31 protein-coding genes are annotated in these 25077 nt (G+C 69.9%); 9 read left to right on the forward strand and 22 right to left on the reverse strand.

Annotated features, from left to right (window positions below; all coding sequences use genetic code 11):
* Position 1: 1 nt before the first annotated feature.
* From Q5Y72_RS08385 to nanR, 3 genes are read left to right on the forward strand one after another with little or no spacing between them, the layout of a single operon-like run.
* Positions 2–1018 (forward strand): Gfo/Idh/MocA family protein, encoded by a 1017-nt coding sequence (locus tag Q5Y72_RS08385; RefSeq protein WP_305962962.1) that lies wholly within the window; start codon positions 2–4, stop codon positions 1016–1018.
* A complete protein-coding gene (locus Q5Y72_RS08390; RefSeq protein WP_305962963.1) occupies positions 1015–2892 on the forward strand; it encodes a D-apionate lactonase family protein in 1878 nt (625 codons plus the stop codon). The genes Q5Y72_RS08385 and Q5Y72_RS08390 overlap by 4 nt, the downstream gene beginning before the upstream one ends.
* Positions 2893–2914: 22 nt before the next feature.
* On the forward strand, positions 2915–3658 hold the full coding sequence (gene nanR, locus Q5Y72_RS08395) for a transcriptional regulator NanR (protein ID WP_305962964.1): 744 nt from the start codon (positions 2915–2917) through the stop codon (positions 3656–3658).
* Between the two features lie 28 nt (positions 3659–3686).
* Here the strand turns inward: nanR and Q5Y72_RS08400 are convergent, their stop codons facing one another.
* From Q5Y72_RS08400 to Q5Y72_RS08445, 10 genes are all read right to left on the reverse strand, one after another.
* Entirely contained in the window at positions 3687–4292 is a 606-nt protein-coding gene (locus Q5Y72_RS08400) for a CDP-alcohol phosphatidyltransferase family protein (RefSeq protein ID WP_305962965.1), read from the reverse strand.
* Between the two features lie 112 nt (positions 4293–4404).
* Positions 4405–5085, reverse strand: a complete 681-nt coding sequence (locus Q5Y72_RS08405) for a TVP38/TMEM64 family protein (RefSeq protein WP_305962966.1) — start codon at positions 5083–5085, stop codon at positions 4405–4407.
* Between the two features lie 86 nt (positions 5086–5171).
* On the reverse strand, positions 5172–5645 hold the full coding sequence (locus Q5Y72_RS08410; protein ID WP_305962967.1) for a DoxX family protein: 474 nt from the start codon (positions 5643–5645) through the stop codon (positions 5172–5174).
* On the reverse strand, positions 5642–6412 hold the full coding sequence (locus Q5Y72_RS08415; protein ID WP_305962968.1) for an HvfC/BufC N-terminal domain-containing protein: 771 nt from the start codon (positions 6410–6412) through the stop codon (positions 5642–5644). Before Q5Y72_RS08415 ends, Q5Y72_RS08410 begins: the two co-directional genes overlap by 4 nt.
* Positions 6396–7241, reverse strand: a complete 846-nt coding sequence (bufB, locus tag Q5Y72_RS08420; RefSeq protein WP_305962969.1) for an MNIO family bufferin maturase — start codon at positions 7239–7241, stop codon at positions 6396–6398. Before bufB ends, Q5Y72_RS08415 begins: the two co-directional genes overlap by 17 nt.
* 64 nt (positions 7242–7305) lie before the next feature.
* A complete protein-coding gene (locus Q5Y72_RS08425) occupies positions 7306–7611 on the reverse strand; it encodes a BufA1 family periplasmic bufferin-type metallophore (RefSeq protein WP_305962970.1) in 306 nt (101 codons plus the stop codon).
* Positions 7612–7758: 147 nt separating this feature from the next.
* Positions 7759–8259, reverse strand: coding sequence for a hypothetical protein (locus Q5Y72_RS08430; RefSeq protein WP_305962971.1), 501 nt, complete (start codon positions 8257–8259; stop codon positions 7759–7761).
* 259 nt (positions 8260–8518) lie between these two features.
* Entirely contained in the window at positions 8519–9025 is a 507-nt protein-coding gene (locus Q5Y72_RS08435; protein ID WP_305962972.1) for a dihydrofolate reductase, read from the reverse strand.
* A 6-nt stretch (positions 9026–9031) separates the two neighbouring features.
* Positions 9032–9838, reverse strand: coding sequence for a thymidylate synthase (locus tag Q5Y72_RS08440; RefSeq protein ID WP_305962973.1), 807 nt, complete (start codon positions 9836–9838; stop codon positions 9032–9034).
* Positions 9839–9906: 68 nt separating this feature from the next.
* Complete coding sequence (locus Q5Y72_RS08445) at positions 9907–11328, reverse strand: M10 family metallopeptidase C-terminal domain-containing protein (RefSeq protein ID WP_305962974.1); 1422 nt, start codon at positions 11326–11328, stop codon at positions 9907–9909.
* 218 nt (positions 11329–11546) lie between these two features.
* Between Q5Y72_RS08445 and rfbC the strand changes: the two genes are divergently transcribed.
* From rfbC to rfbA, 4 genes are read left to right on the forward strand one after another with little or no spacing between them, the layout of a single operon-like run.
* Positions 11547–12107 (forward strand): dTDP-4-dehydrorhamnose 3,5-epimerase, encoded by a 561-nt coding sequence (gene rfbC, locus Q5Y72_RS08450; RefSeq protein ID WP_305962975.1) that lies wholly within the window; start codon positions 11547–11549, stop codon positions 12105–12107.
* On the forward strand, positions 12104–13141 hold the full coding sequence (gene rfbB / locus Q5Y72_RS08455) for a dTDP-glucose 4,6-dehydratase (RefSeq protein ID WP_305962976.1): 1038 nt from the start codon (positions 12104–12106) through the stop codon (positions 13139–13141). The genes rfbC and rfbB overlap by 4 nt, the downstream gene beginning before the upstream one ends.
* Positions 13141–13998, forward strand: coding sequence for a dTDP-4-dehydrorhamnose reductase (rfbD, locus tag Q5Y72_RS08460; RefSeq protein ID WP_305962977.1), 858 nt, complete (start codon positions 13141–13143; stop codon positions 13996–13998). The genes rfbB and rfbD overlap by 1 nt, the downstream gene beginning before the upstream one ends.
* Complete coding sequence (rfbA, locus tag Q5Y72_RS08465) at positions 13995–14876, forward strand: glucose-1-phosphate thymidylyltransferase RfbA (RefSeq protein ID WP_305962978.1); 882 nt, start codon at positions 13995–13997, stop codon at positions 14874–14876. The genes rfbD and rfbA overlap by 4 nt, the downstream gene beginning before the upstream one ends.
* On the opposite strand, the gene Q5Y72_RS08470 is transcribed toward rfbA, so the two are convergent.
* From Q5Y72_RS08470 to Q5Y72_RS08515, 10 genes are all read right to left on the reverse strand, one after another.
* A complete protein-coding gene (locus Q5Y72_RS08470; protein WP_305962979.1) occupies positions 14843–15880 on the reverse strand; it encodes a glycosyltransferase in 1038 nt (345 codons plus the stop codon). The genes rfbA and Q5Y72_RS08470 overlap by 34 nt on opposite strands.
* Positions 15881–15951: 71 nt before the next feature.
* Entirely contained in the window at positions 15952–16479 is a 528-nt protein-coding gene (locus Q5Y72_RS08475; RefSeq protein ID WP_305962980.1) for a hypothetical protein, read from the reverse strand.
* A gap of 10 nt (positions 16480–16489) precedes the next feature.
* On the reverse strand, positions 16490–17215 hold the full coding sequence (gene flgH / locus Q5Y72_RS08480; RefSeq protein WP_305962981.1) for a flagellar basal body L-ring protein FlgH: 726 nt from the start codon (positions 17213–17215) through the stop codon (positions 16490–16492).
* Positions 17216–17242: 27 nt separating this feature from the next.
* A complete protein-coding gene (flgA, locus tag Q5Y72_RS08485; protein ID WP_305962982.1) occupies positions 17243–17665 on the reverse strand; it encodes a flagellar basal body P-ring formation chaperone FlgA in 423 nt (140 codons plus the stop codon).
* Positions 17665–18450: a flagellar basal-body rod protein FlgG gene (flgG, locus tag Q5Y72_RS08490; protein WP_305962983.1), complete on the reverse strand. Its 786-nt coding sequence runs from the start codon at positions 18448–18450 to the stop codon at positions 17665–17667. Before flgG ends, flgA begins: the two co-directional genes overlap by 1 nt.
* 11 nt (positions 18451–18461) lie before the next feature.
* Positions 18462–19178, reverse strand: coding sequence for a flagellar hook-basal body complex protein (locus Q5Y72_RS08495; protein WP_305962984.1), 717 nt, complete (start codon positions 19176–19178; stop codon positions 18462–18464).
* 3 nt (positions 19179–19181) lie between these two features.
* The gene (locus Q5Y72_RS08500) at positions 19182–19448 is read right to left on the reverse strand and encodes a flagellar biosynthetic protein FliQ (RefSeq protein WP_305962985.1); all 267 of its coding nucleotides are present in this window, start codon (positions 19446–19448) and stop codon (positions 19182–19184) included.
* A 9-nt stretch (positions 19449–19457) separates the two neighbouring features.
* Positions 19458–19748 carry a flagellar hook-basal body complex protein FliE gene (gene fliE / locus Q5Y72_RS08505; RefSeq protein ID WP_305962986.1) on the reverse strand — a complete coding sequence of 97 codons (291 nt, stop codon included), beginning with the start codon at positions 19746–19748 and terminating at the stop codon, positions 19458–19460.
* Positions 19749–19759: 11 nt separating this feature from the next.
* The gene (flgC, locus tag Q5Y72_RS08510) at positions 19760–20152 is read right to left on the reverse strand and encodes a flagellar basal body rod protein FlgC (RefSeq protein ID WP_305962987.1); all 393 of its coding nucleotides are present in this window, start codon (positions 20150–20152) and stop codon (positions 19760–19762) included.
* An 11-nt stretch (positions 20153–20163) separates the two neighbouring features.
* Positions 20164–20556: a FlgB family protein gene (locus tag Q5Y72_RS08515; protein WP_305962988.1), complete on the reverse strand. Its 393-nt coding sequence runs from the start codon at positions 20554–20556 to the stop codon at positions 20164–20166.
* 97 nt (positions 20557–20653) lie between these two features.
* Here Q5Y72_RS08515 and Q5Y72_RS08520 point away from each other — a divergent pair, with 97 nt between their 5' ends.
* Entirely contained in the window at positions 20654–21991 is a 1338-nt protein-coding gene (locus Q5Y72_RS08520; RefSeq protein ID WP_305962989.1) for a FliI/YscN family ATPase, read from the forward strand.
* 113 nt (positions 21992–22104) lie between these two features.
* Entirely contained in the window at positions 22105–22836 is a 732-nt protein-coding gene (locus Q5Y72_RS08525) for a Crp/Fnr family transcriptional regulator (protein WP_305962990.1), read from the forward strand.
* A gap of 3 nt (positions 22837–22839) precedes the next feature.
* Here the strand turns inward: Q5Y72_RS08525 and Q5Y72_RS08530 are convergent, their stop codons facing one another.
* Entirely contained in the window at positions 22840–23715 is an 876-nt protein-coding gene (locus tag Q5Y72_RS08530; protein WP_305962991.1) for an extensin-like domain-containing protein, read from the reverse strand.
* Positions 23712–25046, reverse strand: a complete 1335-nt coding sequence (locus tag Q5Y72_RS08535) for a L,D-transpeptidase family protein (RefSeq protein ID WP_305962992.1) — start codon at positions 25044–25046, stop codon at positions 23712–23714. The genes Q5Y72_RS08530 and Q5Y72_RS08535 overlap by 4 nt, the downstream gene beginning before the upstream one ends.
* Between the last annotated feature and the right edge of the window lie 31 nt (positions 25047–25077).

Genomic DNA, 25077 nt, shown 5'->3' on the forward strand with positions numbered 1-25077 from the left:
GATGCTGAAGGGTGCCCTGATCGGATGCGGTTTCTTCGCGCAGAACCAGATGCATGGCTGGCAGGCCGTCGAGGGCGCGCGGATCGTGGCCGTCTGCGACCGCGACGCGGAGCGCCGCGAGGCCACCGCCCGGCGCTTCGGCATCGGCCGCGGGCATGACGACGCGGCGCGGATGATGGCCGAGGAGGATCTGGACTTCGTGGATATCGCGACCACCGTCGGCTCGCACCGCCCGCTGGTCGAGGCCGCTGCCGAGGCCGGCCTGCACGCGATCTGCCAGAAGCCTTTCGCCGAGGCGATGCAGGACGCCCGCGCCATGGTCGCCGCCATGGATCGCGCGGGGAAGACGCTGATGGTGCACGAGAATTTCAGGTGGCAATCGCCTGTGCGCGCCACCATCCGGGCGCTGCGCGAGGGGGCGGTGGGCCGGCCATTCTTCGCACGGGTCAGCTTTCGGTCGGGACATGACGTGTTCTCGGGCCAGCCCTATCTGGCGACCGATCCGCGCTTCATCATCCAGGATCTGGGCATCCACATCCTCGACATCGCGCGGGCGCTGTTCGGCGAGGTGACCGGGCTTGCGGCCAGCACCGCGCGCATCAACCCGGCGATCCGCGGCGAGGACGTGGCCACGATGCTGCTGGATCACGCATCGGGCGTGACCACGGTGGTCGACTGCTCTTACGCGACACGCCGCCAGCCCGACACCTTTCCCCAGACCCTGATCGAGATCGACGGAGACGCCGGCACGCTGCGGCTGGACGCCGGCTACCGGCTGGTGATCCAGCGCGACGGCCGCGAAGAGGTCCGCGAGGTGGCCCCGCCGGTGCTGCCCTGGGCGGAACGGCCCTGGCACAACATCCAGGAAAGCGTGCAGATCATCCAGCAGCATTTTGTCGACTGCCTGCGCGAGGGGCGCCCGCCCGAGACCTCGGGGCGCGACAACCTGGGCACGCTGGCGCTGGTCGAGGCGGCCTATGCCTCGGCCCGCGACGGCAACCGGATCGCGCTTCCATGACCGGTGGCGCTGACGATGCCCTGACCGACGCCATCGCCCTTTACGGCACGGACGAGCCCCCGCCCGACCGCCGCCTGCTGTCCTGCGGCCCCGCGCAGGTCACGCTGGAGGATGGGCGGCTGCGCCATCTGCACGTCGGCGGCCGCGAGGCGATCCGCGGCGTCGCCTTTCTGGTCCGCGACCGCGACTGGGGCACCGTCGCGCCGCGGATCAGCGACCTGCGAATCGACGAGACGGGGCAGGGCAGCCGTGTCACCTGCCGGGCCGACTACAGGATAGGCGGGGTGCTGTCGGCATGGATCGACCTGCACCTGACCGCGACCGGGCTGGAAGCCAGCGCCGTGATGCGGGTGACGGGCGAGGTCTGGACGAACCGCGCGGGCTTCACCATGCTGCATCCGATCCGCGACGTGGCCGGAAGCCCGGTGACGGTCGAGCATGCCGATGGCACAAGGCGGCAGGCGCGGTTTCCCGACCTGATCGAGCCCTGGCAACCCTTCTGCGACATCGCCGCGCTGACCCATCAGGCCGGCGACTGGCGGATCGACTGCCGGTTTCAGGGCGATGTCTTCGAGATGGAGGACCAGCGCCAATGGGGCGATGCGTCCTTCAAGACCTACAACCGGCCGCTGGCGCTGCCCTGGCCCTATCGGCTGGCCGAGGGCGAGCTGCCCCGGCAATCCGTCACCATCCGCTGGCATCGCCAGCCGCAGAGACAGGCGCGTGCGCAGGCCGCGCCCGGACCCGGACCGACGCCCGGACCGACGCCCGGACCGACGCCCGGACCGGGGCCCGGCCCGGCGCCCGACCTGCCGCGCTTTCCGCAGACCGCCCTGGTGATGACCGGGGCCGATGCCCGCCGCGCCGCCGGGACGCCACAGGAACTGGCGGCCATCGCGCCGCAGCGGCTGCTGTGCCATCTGGATGCCAGCCGGGGCGACATTGCGCCCGATCTGCGGGCCTTCGCGGACCTGCAGGCAGTCCTGCCGGATCTGGCGATGGATCTGGAACTGATCGCGCTCTGCGCGCCGGAGGGCGACCCGGATGCCGAGTTTTGCGCCCATGCGCGGGCGCTGGCAGGTTCGGGGCTGCGGGCCGCCTCGGTGATGGTCACGCCCGCCGTCGATCGCCAGTCCACCCCGCCGGGATCGCCCTGGCCGCCCTGTCCGCCGCTGGACCGGATCGCCGATGCCGCCCGCCGCGCCTTTGGCGGCCTGCGGCTTGGCGGCGGGGTGGCCAGCTTCTTTCCCGAACTGAACCGCAAGCCGCCGCCGGTCGGAGCGCTGGACTTCGTCAGCCACGGGCTGTGCCCCATCGTCCATGCCGCCGATGACCTGTCGGTGCTGGAAACGCTGGAGGCGGTGCCGGACATCCTTGCCTCCGGACGGGCCATCGCGGCAGGGCTGGAATACCGGCTCGGCCCCTCGACCATCGCGATGCGGCAGAACCCCTATGGCAGCCGCACGATCCCGAACCCCGACCGCCGCCGCATCTGCATGGCCGCCGACGATCCCCGCCAGGATGCGGCCTTTGGCGCGGCCTGGACGCTGGGGCTGGCCACCGCGCTGGCGCCGGCCGGCCTGACCGTCTGGACGCCTGCCGCGCTTTACGGGCCGCGCGGCCTCGTGCGGGACGACGGCTCTATGCGCCCGGTCGCCGCGCTGGTTGCGGCGCTTGCGGCGCTGTCGGGACAGCCGGTGCGCGATGCGGTGCAATCCGGCGGGCTGGCGCGGCTGCATCTGGGCGACAGGCTGTTGCAGGCGAACCTGACCGCAGCGCCCCTGCCGACCGCCGCACACATGCTGGCCGCATTTGCGTGGCGGTCGGATCATGCTAAGACCTCAAGCCGGCCCGACGGGCCACCAGACGCATGACCCAACCCGCGACGGAACCGCGATGAGAAAAGACGATCCCTCGACCGGCCCCGACAGGATCGTGCGGCGCAAGCTGTCGGACCAGGTGTTCGAACGCCTGCGCGAGCTGATGGCCAGCGGCGAATTGCCGCCCGGTGCGCCGATGCCCTCGGAGCGCGACCTGATGGAGCGGTTCGGCGTCGGCCGCCCGGCCGTGCGCGAGGCGCTGCAGCACATGCACACGATGGGCCTCATCACCATCAGCCATGGCGAGCGCAGCCGGGTCAACGAACTCAGCGCCGACAGCGTGCTGACGCGGGTCGATGACGTGGCCCGGATGCTGCTGTCGTCAGAGCCCGAACAGCTGGAGCATCTGAAGATGGCCCGGCGGATGTTCGAATGCGGGCTGGTGCGGGTCGCGGCGGCCAGCGCCGGGCCTGCGGATGTGGCGGACCTGCGCGATCTTGTGGCGCGGCAGGCGGGCTGCATCGGCGATGCCGAAAAATTCGTCACGCTGGACATGGCCTTTCACAGCCGCATCGCCGCGGTCTCGGGCAACCCGATCCTGGTGGCGACCAGCCATTCGATGCTGCGCTGGCTGTTCCAGTATCACGGCGTCCTGCTGCACTGGTCGGGAAACGAGGACAAGACCCTTGTCGAGCATGGCCAGATCGTCGACCTGATCGAGGCCGGCAAGTCCGAAGGTGCGGTGCGCGCGATGGAGGCGCATCTGAACCGCTCGAACCTGCTTTATGCGCATGGCAACATGCGCGCGGCCGGCCTGTGACCCACACCTTCCTGCGTGCATCGCGGGCCTAGCGAAAGGCGATCCAGCCCATCCGCCAGCGCAGCAGCGTGGTGATCGCGCATGCGGCGGAAAAGCCCCATGCAAGCGCCGGAAATGCATTCGGAAACAGGCACATTGCGGCGAATATTGCGATCGTTTCGAACCCTTCGGTCAGCCCGCCCAGATAGTAGATGCCCTTATGCGGGAAGGCTTCGGCCCGCTGGCCGCGGCGCGCCGCGATGGCCGCGAAGGCCAGGAAGGACGACCCGGTGCCGGTGAAGGCCGCGATCAGCGCCGCCGCCGGCAGCCCGTTCGGGGCCGGATCCTGCAGGGCGAAACCCAGGGGCACCAGGGCGTAGAACAGGAAATCCAGCGCGACGTCCAGAAAGGCGCCGCGATCGGTCGGCCCGGCGATGCGGGCCACCGCGCCGTCCAGGCCGTCCAGCAGCCGGTTCGCGCATATCAGCGCCAGCGCCACCAGCCACCATCCGGAGGCCAGCGCCGGCACCGCCATCACCCCGACCGCGAAGCCTGCGATGCTGAGGTGATCGGCGCCGATGCCGCAGCGAGACAGCCAGCGCGCAGGCCGGCGCAGAGCAGCCTGCTGGATGGGCAGGATCAGGGCGTCGATCATCGGCATCTCCTGTCGTGGGTCCCGGTTGTCGCGGCGCCGATCTGTATCGCTGCGGCGCCTGCAGGCAAGCCCTGCGCGCGATGTCCTGCCGCGACGGCCGCGCGATCCCGCCTCACCCGCGCGCCCCGCCCCGTCGCCACCATCGCAGCCCCGCCCGCGCCAGCCACGGAAGCCCCGCCAGCGCCGCGAAGGAGGCAAGGACCGGTGCCGAGACGATCCCCGACAGGCTGTCGAGCCGCGCGAGCTGGGTGCCGGCATTCACATAGACGGCCGTGGCGGGCAGCATCCCCAACTGGCTGACCCAGTAGAACCGCAAGGCCGGCATCCGCGTCAGGCCCATCAGCAGGTTGACCGCGACGAAGGGAACCACCGCGACCAGCCGCAGCGAGAACAGGTAGAAGGCGCCGTCGCGGTCAAGCCGCGCCTGAACGGTCCTCAGCCGGCCGCCAAGCCGCGCCGCGACCCGGTCTCGCGCCAGATGGCGGGCGGCGAGGAAGGCCAGCATGGCCCCGATGGCCGAGGCGAAGGATGACAGGACCAGCCCTTGCCAGAACCCGAACAGCGCCCCTGCGGCCAGCGTCATCCAGACCGCCAGCGGCAGCGACAGCGCGGTGATCGCCACATAGGCCAGCAGAAACAGCGCCGCGGCGGACCAGGGCCTGTGCGTCCGCAAGGTCTCGAGGCCGGCCAGCCGGTCGCGCAACCCGGCCGGCGAGAGGTCGGGCCGCAGCAGCGCCACCAGCAGGATCAGGATCAGCGCGCCAAGCGCCAGCAGGATGGCAGGCTGTCTCACCCTCGGTCCTTCATCGCGGACTGGCGGGCGCCCGCGCGTGTCGCGCCCCGCCGCGCAGACTGGCCGGAAACCGGCGCGTCTGCAAATCACGCAATGCGGATCGGCGCCCGGCCGGACGTGTCCCCCTCGAGGCGCAGAAGCCGGTCAAGCGACCATGCGCCGGGTCCGCGCGCCACCACCGCCAGAAGCGCGGCGGCCCACAGCCCGTGCGTGATCCAGGCGCCCGGATAGACGAAGATCTGGATCACCGCCGTCATCGCCAGCAGCCCAAGCGCCGAGAGCCGCGTGGCAAGCCCGAGGATCAGCAGCACCGGCAGCACATGCTCGGCCGTGGTGGCCAGCACCGCCGCCAGCCCCGAGGGAATCAGGGGCAGGGCATATTCATGCTGGAACAGGTACCAGGTCGACTCCTTGATGCGGAACAGCCCCTCGACCTTGGTGCGCCCCGAAGCAAGGAACACCATCGCGGGAAAGACGCGCAGCATCAGCGCGACCAGATCCTGCGGCAGGCGGTCCATCAGGGCGTTCAGGCGGCGGATGGTGGGAACGAGCGCGGTCATGACAGGACTCCGTCAGCGGGGGCGACAAGCGCGCCGTCGCGGGCAAGCTGCAGAAGCAGGGCGGCGGCGTCATGGGCGGGATCGGTCGCAGCGGCGGCCTCGGCCGAGGCCAGCAGGGTCCGGCCAGCGCGCAGTCGATCCAGCATCAGCCGGTCGGCGGCCGAGATCGCGCGCACCGGCACGTCAAGGCGGCGGTCGCGCAGGATCAGCGCGATCTGCGGCCGGGCGATGTCGATGGGACGCGGCGCCGCGCCCGGCTGGTTGCGGGCCCAGACATCCACCGCCGCGAAGTCCAGCGGCAGGATGCGCAGCGCGGGGTGCAGGCCCAGCCGCAGCCCCGCGGGATCGGCCCCCGCCAGCGCCGCGGGCGCCAGCGGCGGTGCGTCGGCGGCGTGAAAGGCAGCCCCGCGCGCCACCTCGATGCGGGCCACGTCCGCCAGATAGGGATGTCGGGCAAGCGGCGGAAAGCCCGACAGGAATTCGGGCATCGCCGCGCCCCATTCAAGCAGCACGGGGCTGTGCGGCGGATGCTGGGCGATGAAGATGCGCGCCATCTGGTCGAAGAACGCCTCGCCCACCAGACGCCGGATCACCGGAAAGCGCCGTGCCAGGGCGGCGACCAGGCTGACCGCGACATTGTTGCGGTAGACGGCGAAGCGCCGGGCGATCTCGGCCGCCTCGGCGGGGCAGGCGGCCAGCCCGGGCGGCAGCTCGCCGCCGCGCAGTCCGGCCGCGAAGCCGGCGTGGAACTCAGCTGGCGCGGGCAAGGCCGGACCCTCCGCGCAGGATGTCGCGCGCCCTCAGCGCCTCGGCCTGCAGGACCGGCCATTCGGGCAGGTCGTTGTCCCACTCGACCAGCGTCGGCAGGGGACCGCGTTGCGCGATCACCTCTGCATACAGCGTCCAGACCGGATCGGCGACGGGCGCGCCATGCGCGTCGATCAGCAGCGGACCCGAGGGAAGGGCCTCTTCGGCATGGCCGCCCAGATGAATCTCGGCCACCTGGTCCAGCGGAAAATCCGCCAGATAGGCGCGCGGGTCGCGGCGGTGGTTCACCGAGGCGACAAAGACGTTGTTCACATCCAGCAAGAGGCCGCAGCCGGTGCGCAGGGCGATCTGGCGCAGGAACTCGGTCTCGGGGATCGAGGAGTCCGCGAACAGCAGGTAGGTCGCGGGATTTTCCAGCAGCATCCGGCGGCCAAGCGCCTCCTGGACCTGATCGACATGCTGGCACACCAGATCCAGCGTGCGCGGCGTGTAGGGCAGCGGCAGCAGGTCGTTCAGATATTCGGCGCCGTGGCTGGACCAGGCCAGATGTTCCGAAAAGCTGTCGGGCTGGTACCGGTCGCAGAGCGCACGCAGCCGGGCCAGATGCGCCGCGTCGAGGCGCGGCCCGCCGATCGACAGCCCGACCCCGTGGATCGACAGCGCGTGATCGGCGCGCAGGTCGGTCAGCTGCGCATGGGGCAGCCCGCCCGCGCCCATGTAGTTTTCGGCATGGACCTCGAAGAAGCCCATCTGCGAGGGCGCGCGGCGGATCGCCGCGTGATGGTCGGGCTTGAAGCCCACGCCGACATCGGGTGGCAGGCCGGTCATGCTTCTGTTCCTTGTCCGGGATGAAGGCCGGGGCCGGCATCGCCCGCCCCGGCAGGTGCTGGGCTCAGGCGGGCAGGTCGCGCATCAGCGCCTCGGGCGAGCCCATGCGCGCGGTGACATCCTCGGCGGCGGGCAGTTCGATCTCGGCGCAGGTGCCGGCCGGCACCAGCTTCCAGGCATTGCCCTGGTAGTCCACCTTCGAGGTGCCGGCGCAGGTCGTGCCCGGCCCGGCGGCGCAGTCGTTCTGCCCGGCCATCGCAACGCCGAAGCACTTTTCCATCTCGCCTTCGGCAAGCGCCGTGGTGGCCGCCGCCATGCCAAGCGCGCAGGCCAGCGAGGCCCCGAGGCCGAGGGTGGTTCTGGTGGTCATCTGGTAGTCCTCCTTGCAGGATCACGTCCGCGCTGCTGCGGACCTCCTGCAGGTCGGATCGCGCGGCGATCCGTTACCGGCCTCACGCTTTCGTGTCCGGTGGCACGCGGCCGGCGGCCGCCCGCGTGCAGGTCGTGCGGGCCGCGCTCAGCGGGCGGCGCGAAGGTCGCTCATCACCGTTTCGAATTGGGCGACCGAGCCTGCCACCTCCGTCTGCGGGGCGGCATCGCTGCCCGCCAGTGCCCCCGAGGCCTGCGCGATCAGCGTGTCCAGCTGTTCTGGCGTCAGCACGCCCGACTGATTCGCCGCCTCGACCATTGCGCAGAGGCCCGCCGAAATTCCCATCGCTGCCCCGGCGCCCGTCCCGATGCCGACCGCCGTGCTGCCGATATACAGCATTGCGCCTATTCCTGCGGCCAGGCCGAGAACCAGGCCAATCACCACTTTGCCCATGTTGAGTCCCTTCACTGTCATGATGCGCCGATGATCCGGCGTCTCGTTCGCGCGGCCAAGGTATCGACCGGACCGGCCGGCGCCGCAATGCGAGAATGTGGGCCAGGGCGTCGCCTTCAGCGACCGCGGTCGGGCGCCGCTGCGTGGATCGGCAAATGGCGGCACGACCCGCACGGCGCGCTGCAGCAGATGCACCCGGCCCGACCACCGATGCCAGCGGCGCATCGCCGGCGGGGCCGCGCGGATGAACCCCCGGACTTGCGGCGCCCTCGCCATGCTTTTCGCCAGGATGCGGGCGCCGGCCGATCCCGCGCTGACGCGCGCTGCTGGCCGGAAACCGCGTCCGGGCCGCCTTCGACCTGCGTCCAGACCTGATCGCGCCCGGTGCCCGTCAACGAAAGACGACGATCTCCGCGCCATCCCTGATCTGCCGACCGGCCGGGTCCGGGCGCTGTCAGCCGGCGGGGGCGGGACCTTCGGCGATGCGGCGATATTCCTCGACATGGCATGAGGGCGCGGCGCTGCGCAGCACCTGCGAGCCGACCGGCTGCCACTCGGCCGGGTCGAGGCGCGGGAAGAAGGCGTCGGCATCCTCGACCCGAAGATCGACGACGGACAGCAGCACCCGGTCGGCGCGGGGCAGCATCTGCGCATAGATCTGTGCGCCGCCGATGCAGAAGGCGTGATCATGTCCGGCGCCTTGCGCGGCAGCCAGCGCCTGATCCGGCGAGGACACGACCACCGCGCCCTCGCGGGGCGCGGTGTCGCGGCTGATGACGATGTTCAGGCGGCCCGGCAGCGGGCGGCGCGGCAGGCTGTCCCAGGTCCTGCGGCCCATGAGGATCGCGCCGCCCATCGTCTCGCGCTTGAAGAAGGCGAAATCCTCGGGGACATGCCAGGGGATGGTGTTGCCGCGGCCGATGGCCCCGGCGCGGTCGCGGGCGGCGATCAGCGTCAGCATCGCCGGTCAGACCGCGACCGCGGCCTTGATGGCGGGGTGCGGGTCGTAGCCCTCGAACAGGAAATCCTCATAGCGGAAATCCTCGAGCCGCGCGACCTCGCGGGCGATGCGCAGGCGCGGCAGCGGCCGAGGATCGCGGGTCAGTTGCAGCCGCACCTGATCGACATGGTTGGCATAGATGTGCGCGTCGCCCAGCGTGTGCACGAACTCGCCCGGCTCGTAGCCGGTCACATGCGCGATCATGTGCGCCAGCAGCGCATAGCTGGCGATGTTGAAGGGCACCCCCAGGAACATGTCGGCCGAGCGCTGGTAAAGCTGCAGGTGCAGCCGGCCGCCAAGGATGCGCACCTGCCACAGCGTGTGGCAGGGCGGCAGGGCCATGTCCTTCAATTGCAGCGGGTTCCAGCCCGACACGATCAGCCGGCGGCTGTCGGGCGTTGTGCGGATCGCCTCGATCAGGGCGTGGATCTGGTCGGCCTCCATCGGTGGCTCCTCGCCGGGTTCGGTACCGAAGCGGCGCCACTGATGGCCATAGACCGGGCCCAGGTCGCCATTCTCGTCCGCCCACTCATCCCAGATCGAGACGCCGTTCTGGCGAAGATAGGCGATGTTGGTGTCGCCCGACAGAAACCACAGCAATTCGTGGATGATCGACCGCAGATGCACCTTCTTGGTCGTGACCAGAGGAAAGCCCTGCGACAGGTCGAACCGCATCTGCATCCCGAAGCAGGACCGGGTTCCGGTTCCGGTCCGGTCGGTCGAGGTCACGCCATGGTCGAGGACATGGGACAGGGCATCCAGATATTGCTTCACCGCAGGCTCTCCTGATCGCAGGGCGCCATGATGCGGCGGGGCGCGAGGCTCTGCAAGGCCGCGCCGGTTCAGAAGATCAGCGCGTCGGCGTCCAGACCGTCAAGACCGCGCAGGATGATGCGCAGATCGGCGCGGCCGTCGCCGTCGAGATCGGCGATCAGCTGCAGGTCGTCGCCGCGCGTCACCGCCCGCAGCAGACCGTCGCCCAAGGGGCCGCCGCGCGGGCGCATGTCGTCGAGGCCCAGCGTGCGCAGGTCCAGACGGTCGTCGCCGGCGCCGAAATCCTCGATGCCGACCGGCTGGCGGCCCGCGTGATCGTCACGGGCGCGGAACACGAAGCGGTCGGCCCCCGCGCCGCCGATCAGCACGTCGGCCCCCGCGCGGCCCATCAGCACGTCGCGGCCGCCGCCGCCGTCCAGCCGGTCCGCATCCCGCCCGCCGATAAGCGTGTCGCGGCCAAGCCCGCCAAGAAGCCGGTCGGTCCCGTCGCTGCCCAGAAGCCGGTCATGGCCGCGCCCGCCATCCAGCCGGTCGGCGCCGTCGCGACCGCGCAACTCGTCGCCGCCCGCGCCGCCGGCCAGCCGGTTCGGCGCGGCATTGCCGATCAGCAGATCGTCGCCGCGCCCGGCCGCGGCATCCTCGATGACCGTGCCATGGGCGATGCCCAGAAGGCCGGACTGGCCCAGCACATCGGAAAACGCGCCCGGCGTCAGGTCGATCACCTGATCGCGGCTGTCGCGCGACAGGTCGATCCGGTCTCGCCCGCCGGTGTCGTGGATGGTCAGCATCGCCCCGATCCCGGCCCGCCCCGATTCCAGCAGCTGCGTGAAGGCGGCGTGGACGCCCGGCGCGGTGCCGCCATAGCCATAGATGTCCGCGCCATCGCCCGTCGCGACCGGCGTGCCGTACAGGCGATGGATGGCGAGGATGTCGGCGGGCATCGGCGACAGCACGAAGCTCTCGCCGGCATCCACATTGGGGTTTTCCAGCGGCGAGAAATACGACATCACCGACATCTGCCAGCTGTCCAAGGCAAACCGCTGATCGCCCCAGGAGGCCGCGCCGTTGTAGGGCCCGGCATGGCCCAGCCCGAGGGCGTGGCCGATCTCGTGGATCCAGGTCTGGGTGTAGTAGCTGACCGTGTCGGTGCCATAGGCATCCATCCATCCGCGCCCGACATTGGCCGTCGCCGATACCCGCTCTCCGCCGGGCAGCTGGCTGGCGGTCGCAAAGGCGCCACGGTAGGCATCGGTCAGGCGCAGGTCATGCGCGCCCGCCGTGCCGGTCAGGTCGAATCGCAGCCCGCTGACGCCCTCCCAGGCGGCCAGCGCAAGGCGCACGATCTGCAGGTCGGCCCCGCGCGAGAAATCCAGCTGCACCCTCAGGCTGTCGCCCGTGCGCACCCCAAAGGCACCGGGCGTGTCGCCCATGTCGCGCCAGTATCCCGTCACGAGATAGTCGGCGATCTGTGATGCGGCGCTGTCGGACATGACCCGGAACTCGTTTGACCTGCCCGCAAGCCTAGCGGCGGGTCGGGCCGTGCTCAATCCTGACGGCGCGATGCACCGCAATCTAAAAGCTAAAATCCCCGACAGCGGTTTCCATCGCGCGGCGAAGGGCTATGCTGGCGGGGCGGGGCAGCTGCCGCGTGACATGCGATGCCGCTTTGCCTATAGGACGGATGGGTTGGGCGTAAATGGTTGAACGGATGCAGATCGAACAGACGGCCCTGTCGGGCGTGCTTGTCATCACGCCGCTGCGGCATCGCGACGAGCGCGGCTTCTTCGCGGAAAGCTGGAACCGGCGCAGCCTCGAGGCGGCGGGGCTGGCGCTGCCCGAATTCGTCCAGGACAATCACTCGCTGTCGCGGCAGGCGGGCACGCTGCGCGGCCTGCACTATCAGGCCCCGCCCCATGCGCAGGGCAAGCTGGTCCGTTGTGGCCGCGGATGCCTTTACGACGTGGCGGTGGACGCGCGGCGGGGCAGCCCGGATTTCGGCCGCTGGATCGGCGTCGAACTGTCCGAGGAGAACGGCCGTCAGCTGTGGATCCCGCCGGGTTTCCTGCACGGCTTCGTCACCCGCGCGCCGGACACCGAGATCGTCTACAAATGCACCGCGCATTACGATCGCGACAGCGATGGCGGGGTGCATTGGAACAGCCTCGGCATCGACTGGGGCGTGACCGATCCGATCCTGTCCGGGAAGGACCGCGACGCCCCGGCCTTCGCGGACTGGACGACCCCCTTCACCAGCGAGAGTGACGCATGAGGATTCTTGTGACCGGCGGCGCGGGCTTCATCGGCTCGGCGGTGGTGCGGCTGGCGGTGCAACGCGGCCATCAGGTGATCAATGTCGATGCGCTGACCTATGCGGCCAATCCCGAAAACGTGGCCTCGGTCGCCGGCAGCCCGCTTTACGCCTTCGAACAGGTCGACATCCGCGACCGCGCCGCGCTGGACCGGGTGTTCGCGGATCACCGCCCCGACGCGGTGATGCATCTGGCCGCCGAAAGCCATGTCGACCGGTCGATCGACGGCCCCGCCGCCTTCATCGAGACGAATGTGATCGGCACCTTCAACATGCTCGAGGCGGCGCGGGCCCATTGGCAGGATCGGGGCCGGCCCGAGGGGTTCCGCTTTCACCACATCTCGACCGACGAGGTCTTCGGCAGCCTCGGCGACAGCGGCCAGTTCACCGAGGCGACGCCCTATGACCCGCGCAGCCCCTATTCGGCCAGCAAGGCGGGCTCGGATCACCTGGTGCGCGCCTGGCACGAGACCTATGGCCTGCCGGTGGTGCTGACCAACTGCTCGAACAATTACGGGCCCTATCACTTTCCCGAAAAGCTGGTCCCGGTGGTGATCCTGCGCGCCCTCGCGGGCGAGGCGATCCCGGTTTACGGCGATGGCGGCAATGTCCGCGACTGGCTCTATGTCGAGGATCACGCCGACGCGCTGCTGCTGGTTCTGGAACGCGGCCAGATCGGGCGCAGCTACAACATCGGCGGCGAGAACGAGGCCCGCAACATCGACCTGGTGCGCACGATCTGCGCCCATATGGACGAGATGCATCCCGAGGGCGCCGCGCATGAGCGGCTGATCACCTTCGTCACCGACCGCCCCGGCCACGACCGGCGCTATGCGATCGATCCGCAGCGCATCCGCGACGAACTGGGCTGGCGTCCCTCGGTCACCGTCGAGGAAGGCTTGCGCCGCACCGTCGCCTGGTATCTGGCCCATCGCGACTGGTGGCAGCCGCTGCTGTCGCGCGAGGGGGTCGGCACACGGCTGGGGCGCGGCTGATGCAGGGGGTTCTGGTCTTCGGCAAAACCGGGCAGGTTGCACGCGAACTGGCGTTGCTGGCACCCGAGGCGCAGTTCCTCGGGCGCGACGAGGCCGACCTTGCCGACCCTGAGGGCTGCGCCGACGCCCTGCTGCGCGCCCGCCCGAGCCTGGTCATCAACGCGGCCGCCTACACCGCTGTCGATCGCGCCGAATCCGAACCCGACATCGCCCGCTCGGTGAACGCGCTGTCGCCCGGCGCCATGGCCCGCGCCGCCGCCGCGCTGGACGTGCCGTTCCTGCATGTCTCGACCGACTACGTCTTCGATGGCAGCGGCACCGCGCCCTGGATCGAAAGCGCCGCCACCGCGCCGCTGGGGGTCTATGGCGCGACCAAGCTTGCGGGCGAACAGGCGGTGGCGGCGGCGCGCGGCAGGTCGGTGATCCTGCGCACCTCCTGGGTGTTTTCGGCGCATGGCGCGAATTTCGTCAAGACCATGCTGCGGCTTGGTGCCGTCCGCGACGAGATCGCGGTGGTTGCCGATCAGATCGGCGGACCCACCCCGGCCGCCGGCATCGCCGCAACGCTGCTGCACATCGGCCGGGCGATGGCCGAGGGCCGGCCGGCGGCTGCCATCTATCACTATGCGGGCGCCCCGGATGCCAGCTGGGCCGATTTCGCGGCCGCGATCTTCGCGCAGGCCGGGCTGGCCTGCCGGGTTCGGCCAATTCCGGGCGCGGACTACCCCACGCCCGCGCGCCGGCCGCAGAACTCGCGGCTGGACTGCGGCGCGATCGCCCGGGATTTCGCAGTATCGCGCCCCGACTGGCGCAAGGGGCTGGCCGATGTGCTGGCAAGGCTGGAGCAGACCACATGACACAGCGCAAGGGCATCATTCTGGCGGGCGGATCGGGCACGCGGCTTTATCCGATCACGATGGGCGTCTCCAAGCAGTTGCTGCCGCTTTACGACAAGCCAATGATCTTCTACCCGATCACCGTCCTGATGCTGGCCGGCATCCGCGAGATCGCCATCATCACCACGCCCGAGGACCAGGCCCAGTTTCAGCGACTTCTGGGCGATGGCGGGCAGTGGGGCCTGCGCTTCGAATGGATCGTCCAGCCCTCGCCGGACGGGCTGGCACAGGCCTATTTGCTGGCCGAGGATTTCCTGGCCGGCGCGCCCTCGGCGATGGTGCTGGGCGACAACATCTTCTTCGGGCACGGGCTGCCGATCCTGCTGCAGGCCGCTGACCGGCGCGAGGCGGGCGGCACCGTCTTCGGCTACCGGGTCAGCGATCCCGAACGCTATGGCGTTGTCGATTTCGACGCCGCCGGGCAGGCTCGCGCGATCATCGAGAAGCCGGCCGACCCGCCGTCGAACTATGCGGTGACCGGGCTGTATTTCCTGGACGGAACCGCGCCCCGGCGGGCGGCGCAGGTGCAGCCCTCGGCCCGCGGCGAACTTGAGATCACCACCCTGCTGGAAAGCTATCTCGCCGACGGCGCGCTGACGGTCGAGCGGATGGGCCGCGGCTTTGCCTGGCTGGACACCGGCACCCATGCCTCGCTGCTGGATGCGGGCAATTTCGTGCGCACGCTGGAAAACCGGCAGGGCCTGCAGACCGGCTGCCCCGAAGAGATCGCCTTCGAGGCCGGCTGGATCAGCGAGGGCGACCTGCGCGCCCGTGCCGCGATGTTCGCCAAGAACGACTACGGAACCTATCTGATGCGGATCCTGGGCGAGCGCGGCTGACGCAGCCGGCCCGCCGCCGCTGCGGCATACAGCGCCGCCGTGCCGGCAGCCGTGTGACGATAAAGGCCCAGTGCGCGCATCCGCCGCGCCGCCAGCGGCCCCGGCAGCGCCAGCGCCGCCGCGAAGCCGTCGAGGATCTCGCGGTTTTCTGGTGTCAGATGCCCGTGCATCGGCGCCAGCGCCGCCAGGTTGGCGGCCACCCACAGCCCGTAATCGCCCGCAAACAGCTTGCCAAAGCGCCGGGCCATCGCCGCGGCGGTGTCGTTGCGGCCCATCTCGCTGCGCGCATGCTGCCGATACAGCAGCGCCGGCCGTCCGTCATGAATCAGGCGCGCCCCCGCGCCCGAACTCAGCTGATAGGCCCACCAGTCATGCGATTCGATCGCGGCGCTGCGCGCGGCGGCGCTGCCCGCCTTCAGCAATCGCGCCGCCGCGGCGTTGAAGACCGACGTGTTGCCCGCCATGCAGGCCTGCACCAGCGCGTTGCGAAAGCCGAAGGGCCGCTCGAACCGGCGCGATTCGGTGACCGGCACCAGATCGTCGCGGGCGATGACGGTGCGCGCGGCGTAATGCGCGGGTTCGGCCAGCCGATCCAGAGCCTCGGCCGCCCGCGCCAGCTTGTGGGGAAACCACACATCGTCCTGATCGCAGAAGGCGATCGCCGTGCCGGCGGGCGCAAGATCGATCAGATGCAGGAAGTTGCGGGTCGCGCCCTGGCCCGGCCCCGCGCTCAGCACGACCTGTCCTGAAGGGTGCCGCGCCGCGAATGCCGCAATGATCGCGCGCGTGTCGTCGCGCGAGCCGTCATCCGAGACGATCAGCCGCCAATGCGGATAGGATTGCCCCTCGATGCTTGCCAGCTGCGCCGCAATGTGGCGCGCGCCCTGGAAGCTGGCCAGCAGGATTGCGATGGGGCCGATCGCGCCGCTGCGCGCCGCTGCGGCCGCAGCGCGGCGGGGGTAGGGCCCGCCGCCATGCGGCGGGTCTGGCGAAGGGTGCGGCACCGATGGGTCCTTGCGTCACGTCGCGCCCCTTGTGCCGCGCGCCGCCGCCATGCGCAATGCTGCGGCCCGCCTCAGCGGCCCTGCCGCGCGATATCCCCGATCAGGACCTGCCGCACGGGATAGCTGGTGGCCGACCGCGCCGCGGTCAGCAGCGCATCGCGCAGAACCCTCATGCTGGCCTCGGAGGTGAAGTTTCCGTCGAAGCCGCCGGTATTGGCGTGGATCAGCAACTGCCGCAGCAGGGCATCGCGCAGCCGCTGCTCGTGACCCTTCATCGCCTCCAGCGTGTCCGCCCCGGTTTCGAGGGTGATGGTGAGGATCATCATCGCGCCCATGTCGCCATTGCGCATCATCGGGACGAAGAACTGGGTGGGAAAGGTGAAGAAACCTTCGCCGGCCGCCTCGATCTCCTGGTCCCCCACCGGCGGCGTCCCGGCATCGGCGGCAGGGCCGGCACCGCCCTCGGGCGGGGCGCCGACCGATTGATGGGCGCCTGTCGCGGCCTCGGCGCCGGTTGCGGCGGGTCGCAGCATCTCGCCGCCGGCGATTCCGCCCAGCAGGGCAACAAGCGGCAGGATCATGGACAGGATCTTTTTCATGCGATCGTCCTCAATAGGGCAGCAGGATGTCGGCGACCTGCTGGCCATAGCGCGGCTGCTGGACATCGGTGATCTGACCGCGCCCGCCATAGGAGATGCGGGCCCCGGCGATGCGGTCATAGGCGATCTCGTTGCTGCGATCGATGTCGGCCGGCCGCACGAAGCCCGAGACGGTCAATTCCCGAAGCTCATAATTGACCCGCACCTCCTGCGAGCCCTGGATCTGCAAGGTCCCGTTGGGCAGCCGGTCGACGACCGTCGCGGCGACGCGCAGCGTCAGCTTGTCGCGGCGGGTGATGTTGCCCGTGCCCTTGTAGGTCGACGAGGCCGAGGCCTCGGCAAGATTGTCGAAGCTGGCCCCGTCGGGCAGCTTGTCGGCCAGCCGCTGCGGGATCCCCATCATCTGCGGGATGCTGACATCCTCGCCCGAGGCGCGCGAGCGGCCCGAGCTGTTCGAGATCTCGGCCCGGTCGTCGATCTCGATCACCACGGTCAGGATGTCGCCCCGCGTCGCCGCGCGCCGGTCGCTGATCAGCGACGAGGTTGTGCCGGCCCATAGCGAGGCCGCGGCCTCCGGGCGGCCGGAATCCACCGGGATCTCCAGCGGGGGGTTCGTCATGGCGATGAACTCCTCGCCGCTGCGGGGCGAGGTCAGTTCCGGTACCTGGCCGACATTGGCGACCCGCGAACAGGCGCCCAGCGCCAGGGCGAGGCAGAGAAGGGTGGTGGGTTTCATCGAATGCTTCCTTACAATCCCGGCAACTCAGTCGGCGACCAGCAGGCTGCCGTCGGGCAGGACGCGCGCCGTGACGGTGCTGCGCGAATCGAGGTTCATCACCCGCACCACGTCCCCCGCCGCGCCATCGCTCATCGCGCGGCCCTGGGTGTCGATGCGCAGCGGGCCGTGCTGGAACGACAGCCGCACGATCTGGTTGCGGTTGATCAGCCGCGGCGCCTGCAGGAGGTTGGCGTGCAGCGGGCGCCCCTCGTAGATGGTGACGCGGGTCTGCAGGCCGATGGCTTCGGCCGGATCGCTGAGACCGGGCCGGTCGCCGTCGATCGCGCGCAGGTCGCCGGCGGCGATGACGGTGCCGACCGGCAGTGTGCGTGCGGCGGCCAGCACGGCGGCCTGGGACGCGGCTGGTGCGGCGAGGGCCAGCGCGGCGATGAGAAACGGCCGGATCATCAGCGCACCTGCGTCGTTGCGCCAAGCATCTGGTCGGCGGCGGTGATGACCTTGGCGTTCAGTTCATAGCCGCGCTGCGCCTTGATCAGTTCGGTGATCTCGCGCACCGCATCGACCGAGCTCTCCTCCAGATAGCCCTGTCGCAGTGTGCCCAGGCCCTCCTGCCCGGGGTTTACCACCTGCGCGCCGCCGGAGGCCGCCGTTTCAAGGAACAGGTTCGAGCCGATCGCCTCGAGGCCCTTTTCATTGGCAAAGCCGGCAAGGGTGAACTGACCCAGCAATTCGGGTTCCACGCGATCGTTGAAATAGGCATGCACCTCGCCGCCCGCATTGATCGAGATCGACCGCGCGTCGTCGGGAATGGTGATGCCCGGAACCACCGGATAGCCGTCCGAGGTGACGATCTGCCCATCGGCCGAGCGTTTCAGCCCGCCATCGCGGGTATAGGCCGAAAGCCCGGAGGGCAGGGTGATTTCCAGATATCCCTCGCCGTCGATGGCGATGTCCAGGTCGCCGCCGGTCTGCGACAGCGATCCCTGCTGCAGGTTGATGCTGACGGCGGTGGGGCGCACGCCCAGGCCAAGCTGCACCCCCGCCGGGATCACGGTGCCGTCGGCGGCGGTGACCGTGCCGGGGCGCGTCGCCTGCTGGTAATGCAGATCGGCGAATTCGGCGCGGCGCGCATTGTAGCCCGTGGTGGACATGTTGGCGAGGTTGTTCGAGATGACCTCGACGCGGGTCTGCTGGGCGCTCATCCCGGTGGCGGCGATCTGAAGGGCTCTCATGGCGGTTCCTCTCAGCGGGTCATGGCGGTGATCGCGCTGCGGATGCGCTGATCCTCGCGATCAAGGAAAGACTGGCCCAGCTCGTATGCGCGCTGGACCTCGATCATGCGGGTTATCTCGAAGACCGGGTCGACATTGGATTCCTCGAGGAAGCCCTGGCGGACGCGGGCGTCCTCGACCGGCTGGGGGTCGCCGTCCAGCGCGAAGCTGGTGCCGCCCTTGTGGGTCAGGTCCGCGCCTTCGGGCGCCGCGAAGACGCCGATCCGGCCGAAGGCGACGCCATTGGCCGACATGGTGCCGTCGGCGCCGACCGCGACACGGCTTGCGCCCGCCGGAATGATGATCGGGGCCTGCCCCTCGTCCAGCAGGCGGTGGCCATCGGCGGTCATCAACTCGCCCTCGGGCGAGGGCAGGAAGGCGCCGGCGCGGGTCAGGCGCGGGCCATCGGGCGTGTCGATGAGGAAGAAGCCCTCGCCCTCGATGGCCAGGTCGAAATTGCCGTTCGTCTGGGTCATGACGCCCTGGCCCAGATCGACCAGCCGGCCGCGCGCATGGGCCATCGACAGGGTGTCGCCCTGCCGGTCCAGCGCGGCCAGGTGTTCGGCGAAGATCACCCCCTCGCGTCGGAAGCCGGTGGTGTTGGCGTTGGCGATGTTGTTGGCGACGACCCGCATCTCGTTCATCAGGCCGGATTGCCGGGTCAGGGCGGCATAGATCGCGTTGTCCATGGCTCAGCTGCCCGCGATCAGGGGGATGATCTGGCCGATGTAGAAATCGGACAGGGCGGTGGTCATGAAGCTCATCGTGACCCAGAAGACCACCAGCATCAGCCCGACCTTGGGCACGAAGGTCAGGGTCATTTCCTGCACCGAGGTCAGCGCCTGGAAGAGGCCGATGACCACCCCGGCCACCAGCGCCACCCCCAGCATCGGCGCCGAGATGCGCACCGCGATCAGCAGCGCCTGTCGCATCATGTCGAACAGCAGCGTCTCGTTCATGGTGCGACCTCAGACCGGCATCCGCAGGATTTCCTGATAGGCCTCGACGACCTTGTCGCGGATCGCCACGACCGTCTGCATGGCCAGTTCGGCCTCGGCGATCGTCTGCACCAGCTGGTAGGTCTCGACCTTGCCGGTCATCGCGCCGGTCGAGACGGCATCGACCTGCGCCATCTGGGCGGCAAAATCCTCGGCGGCTTCGCCGACCTTGCGGATCGCGTCGGGTCCAGCCGGCTGGCCCGGCTGGACCGCGCTGCGCGCGGCGGAATAGGCATTGGCGGCATTCAAAGAGGTCAACATGGAAATTCCTTTCAGCGGCGCAGAAGATCCAGAAGGGACGCGCCCATCTGCCGGGTCTGTTCGAACATTTTCAGGTTGGCCTCGTAGCTTCGGCCAGCCTCGCGGGAGTCGGCGATCTCGATGACCAGGTTCACGTTCGAGCCGAGGTAATACCCCTCGTCATCGGCCATCGGATGCGAAGGGTCGAAGATGCGCGGCAGCTCGCTGCGATCGAGAATCGTGCGCGAGGCCTCGACCTCGCCGGTGCGGCGGCCAAAGCGCACCGCCTCGTCGAAGGTCACCAGCTTGCGGCGATAGCCGGGCGTGTCGGTGTTGGCGATGTTCTCGGCCGTGCGGCGCAGCCTTTCGCTTTGCGCATGCATGCCGGACGCGGAGAGCCGCAGCGGGGAAACGGGGTCGGTCATGTCCTGGTCCTTCAGCCACGCCGCCCGATGCTGGTGCGCATCAGGTCAAGCGCCGAACGATAGATGCCCAGCGACAGGTCGTGTTCGCGCTTCAGTTCGGCCGCCTTCAGCATCTCGCCCTCCAGCGAGACCGAGTTGCCGTTGGGCGAGACATCGGTCGCCGTCGTGACCCGCGGCGCGGCCGAGGGCGACCAGTCCGGCGTGGCGATGTGGCGCGCGTCGCTGGTGCGCAGGGCGGGAATGCCGTCGCGGCGGCGATAGCTGTCCTCGAATGCGCCCAGATCCTGCGCCTTGTAGTCGGGCGTGTCGGCATTGGCGATATTGCGGGCGACGATGGTCTGCCGCTGGGCGACGTGCTGGCCCATGGCGCGGGCCATCCGCATCATCTCGATCTTCTCAAACATGAGGCTTCTCCTCATTGGCGATAACCCGGTCTTAACCCCAATTGGTTTAGAAACCGTTTCGCGAGGCGGACCTGCCGCCGGCCGGGAGAAGCGTGAAATGGATAAAGTTGAATCGATCGCCCACAGGATCCTGCAGACACGCCCGGCGCGGCATTTCGGACGGGTGCATTCGATGCGCGCCGGAATGATCCGGGTGGAGGGGCTGAACGCGCATGCCTCGCTGGGCGACAGGGTGCTGATTTCGTTGCAGAATGGCAACGTGGGCGGCGAGGTCGTCGGGCTGGCGCCGCATGTGGCCGAGGTGCTGCCCGAGGGCAATGCCGAGGGGCTGTCGGTCGGTGCCGAGGTCGAGTTGCTGTTCGCGCCGACCATCGCGCCCTGCAACGGCTGGATCGGGCGAATCATCGACCCGCTGGGTCAGCCGCTGGACGGCCGGCCGCTGCCGCGCGGGATCGAGCCGCGGCCGTTCCGCTGCGAGGCGCTGCCCGCGGTGCGGCGCAAGCGGCTGGGGGCGCGGCTGGCCACGGGGCTTGCCGTCTTCGACACGATCCTGCCGCTGGTGGCCGGCCAGCGGGTCGGGCTGTTCGCGGGCTCCGGGGTGGGCAAGTCGACGTTGCTGTCCAGCCTCGCACGCGGGGTGCAGGCCGATGTGGTGGTCATCGCGATGATCGGGGAACGCGGGCGCGAACTGCGCGAATTCGTCGACAGGACCCTGGGTCCCGAGGGCATGGCGCGGTCGGTGATCGTCACCGCGACATCGGATCGCTCGCCGCTGATCCGGCGCCGCTGCGCATGGGCGGCGATGGCCGTGGCCGAGCATTTCCGCGATCAGGGCCGCCATGTCCTGCTGCTTGCCGATTCGATCACCCGCTTTGCCGAGGCGCATCGCGAGATCGCCCTGGCGGCCGGCGAGCCGGCCAGCTATCGCGGCTTTCCGCCCTCGGTCTCTAACCTGATCATGGCGCTGGCCGAGCGTGCCGGCCCGGGGCTCGAGGGGGCCGGAGACATCACCGGCATCTTCAGCGTGCTGGTTGCCGGCTCTGACATGGAAGAGCCGGTGGCCGACATCCTGCGCGGCACGCTGGACGGGCATGTGGTGCTGGACCGCAGCATCGCCGAGCGCGGCCGCTTTCCGGCCATCGACGTGGTGCGCTCGGTCTCGCGATCATTGCCCGACGCGGCAACGCAGGACGAGAACGCCCAGATCGGCCGGGCGCGGGCCGCGCTGGGCAGCTATGCCGAATCCGAACTGATGATCCGCGCCGGCCTTTATGCGCCGGGATCCGATCCGCGGCTGGACGAGGCGGTGAAGCTGTATCCGCAGCTGGACGACTTCGTGACGCGGCGCAGCGAGTCCATCGCCGACAGCTTCGCCGCGCTTGCCGATGCCCTGCGGTTGCCCGCCCGACCCCGCACGGCCGGACGGCCCGGCTGACGCTGCGTTCGCGGGATCGAAAGCGGCTTAATGAATGTTACATTGGGGGTCCGGCCATTGCGTCCGATGGGCCGATTTGCAACTGTCCGGAAGCCGTCAGAAGAGGAGGCGGAATGGCGATCACCGATTACTTTATCCGCTATCTTCAAAGACGTGACCGCCTCAGCGACAAGGATTTGGCGCGGCTGCGCGCCCTGCGGACCGAGCAGGTGGCCTACGCGCCGGGCGAGGTGATCGTGCCGGTCGAACGCCATGCCCAGCGCAGCTGCATGATGCTGCGCGGGCTGTCGGCCCGGTCGCACCAGCTGGTCGGGCGACCCGAGGAACGGGTGATCACGGCGCTGCACGTGCCTGGCGATTTCGTGGACCTGCACGGCTTCGTGCTGGCCGGTCTGGAGCACTCGGTCATCGCCATCGGTCCCGCCGAGGTCGAATTCGTCAGCCATGACCAATTGACCGCGATCACCGAGGATCTGCCGCATCTGACCCGGCTGCTGTGGATGGCGACGCTGATCGACGCGGCGGTGCATCGGCAATGGCTGGTAGCTGCCGCCTCGCTGCGATCAAGCGCCCACCTGGCGCATCTTCTGTGCGAGATATATGCCCGGCTGCACGCCGTCGGCGCGGCGTCGGACCATCGCTTCGCGCTGCCGCTGCTGCAACGCGAACTGGCCGACATCCTCGGCTATTCCCCGATCCATGTGAACCGGGCGGTGCGCGACCTGCGCGACCGCGGGCTGATCCGCTGGTCGGGGGCCGATGTCACCATCCTGGACTGGAAGGGGCTGGCGACGCTGGCCCGGTTCGATCCGACCTATCTCGACATGGAGCAGGCGCGCCGGTGACAGCTATTGGCACAGCCGCCATCCATTGCGGCGTGCGGCCATGTCCATGTGCAGATGCTCGGCATGCGCCGCATTCGCCCCAGGCCCCAGCACCGTCGTGAAATACAGGCAGGCCGCGCCACGCACCGCGCGCTGGAACGCCTCGGCCCGGTCACCGCTGTCCTCGCGCGGGGTCACCACCAGATCCTGCCCGTTGTCCATCTGGAAGGCCGCGATGTCTATGGCGTTGCCATAGGCATGTTCCGACAGCTTCGGCACGTCCGCCCCGGTGCCGACCCGGCCGCGGCAGTCATAGGTGGTGCCCAGCCGCAGCCCGGTGACGCGCGGCGCCCCCGGAAGGGTGGCGGCCGCCGGGCGCAGGAAGTCGCGCGCCCAGAAGCCCAGTGACCGCGCGGTGTCGCAGCGCATCACGGCGCCGCCTTCCAGCGCCAGCCCCGGAATGATCTGGCTGACCTCGATGGGCCGGGCGATGCCGCAGTCGCGCTGGTCCGCGTCGGTGACCGGCTGGCGATCCTGGTAGACGGTTCCCAGAAGGGCCAGCGCCAGCCGGCAGCCGGCATCCTCGGCCTCGGTTTCGCGCAGCATCCACCAGCGGGGAGCCATCGGCGGTCCGAAGGCGGCATCCGGCGCTGCCTCGGCGGCCTCGACCGGTACCTCGTCCGCCGCCGCCCGGTCGGGCGCGCCGTCGTCCGGGCCGCGATCCTCGGCGCGCGGGGCCGCCGTGGGGGCAGGCGCCGGCCTCTCCGGGCGCTGCGGCGGGCGCACGGCCGCGGGTTCCTCAATGGCGCCCGCTGGCGGCGCGGGCGGGCGATCCTGCGCGACCGCCGGCCCCGAAAGCGCGGCCAGCAGCGCCGCGGACCGGACTGCGGCGCCGATCATTCCTCGCCCAGCGGCGGCACGAGGAAGCCCTCGGCCAGCGCCCCGGACAGCGCATCGCTCAGCGGATCGCCACCCACCGGGGCAAGGCGGTCCGCCGCCTCTTCCGATGTGTCCTCGAGTACCGTCCCGCCAGCAGCCGCGGCGTCCCGCGCCCCTTCCGCCGGATAGGTCAGCGCGGGGGCGTCTGCGGCGACGGGTTGCACCGTTTCGGCGACCGCGGCGGTCGCGGGCGCCGGATCGGCCGGGGTCCCGCCCGCCGCCTGCTCCAGAGGTTCCGATGTCACCACGGGTTCGGCCGGGCGGGTGCCGGTGGCATCGGCGATGGTGACGCCGGGCTGCAGGAACTCGACGGTCGTGACGCCGCCCTTGACCATGCCGGCCAGTTCGCGGGCGTCCCAGTTGGTCAGGCGGACACAGCCATAGGACTGGTTCACGAACAGCTGCGACGGGGTCGGCGTGCCGTGGATGCCATAGCTGGGCTTCGACAGGTCGATCCAGACCGTGCCAACCGGCCCGTTCGGACCCGGCGGCACGATCAGCGGCTTGTCGTTGTCGCCCTGCTTGAAGTTGCGCGCCGGGTTGTAGGTGTAGTTGGGGTTGATCGCGACCGTCACCACCTTGTGATTGCCCGAGGGCGAGGGCGTCGAATCCGAGCCGATGGTGGCGGGATAGTCGACGATCATCCGGCCCCTGGCGTCATAGGCCGCGACCCGCCGGGTGGCCTTGTCGATCAGGATGCGCGTCACCTCGCCGCGGATCGGGGCGGCGGGCGCGGTCACCTTGATGGTTGCGCCGGGCACCAGCGCGACGCCGGGATTCAGGAAGGCGATGAATTTCTCGTCCATGTGAAAACGCTCGCCCAGCTTCTCGGCGATGCTGGTATAGCCCATTGCGGACATCCTGGCCTTTTCGGCGTAGTCCGCGGGGATGGCATCGACCAGCCCCTCGGCATCCTCGGCGGTGATCGTGTAGTCGGCCGTCACCGGCGCGTTGGCAAAGCTTTGCAGCAGGTTCCACAGATGCGGGTCCATGATGCCGTCCATCGGCAAGCCCGCGCGGCGCTCGAAGGCCATGATCGCGCTTTGGCTCATGCCGCCCTTGAAGCCGTCGATCACCCCCGGCGAGGTGCCGGACCGATCCAGCAGCACCTGCACCTTGGCGGTCAGCGCCGAGCGTCCCGGCGGCAGGTCGCCGCCGTCATAGCCCGCGGCGTCGATCTCGGCCGCGGTGAAGGTCGCGGTGCCCTGCGCGACGGCGGGCAGGCCGGTCACGGCAAGGCAGATCGCGAGCCAGGCGGGCAGGGCGGCAGACAGGATCGGACGGGGCGGCATGGCGGTCTCCGGTTGGGTGGGCGCAGCATCC

Origin of the sequence: Paracoccus spongiarum (genome assembly GCF_030732095.1) — a bacterium.
In the GTDB taxonomy this organism is placed as follows: Bacteria; Pseudomonadota; Alphaproteobacteria; order Rhodobacterales; family Rhodobacteraceae; genus Paracoccus; species Paracoccus spongiarum.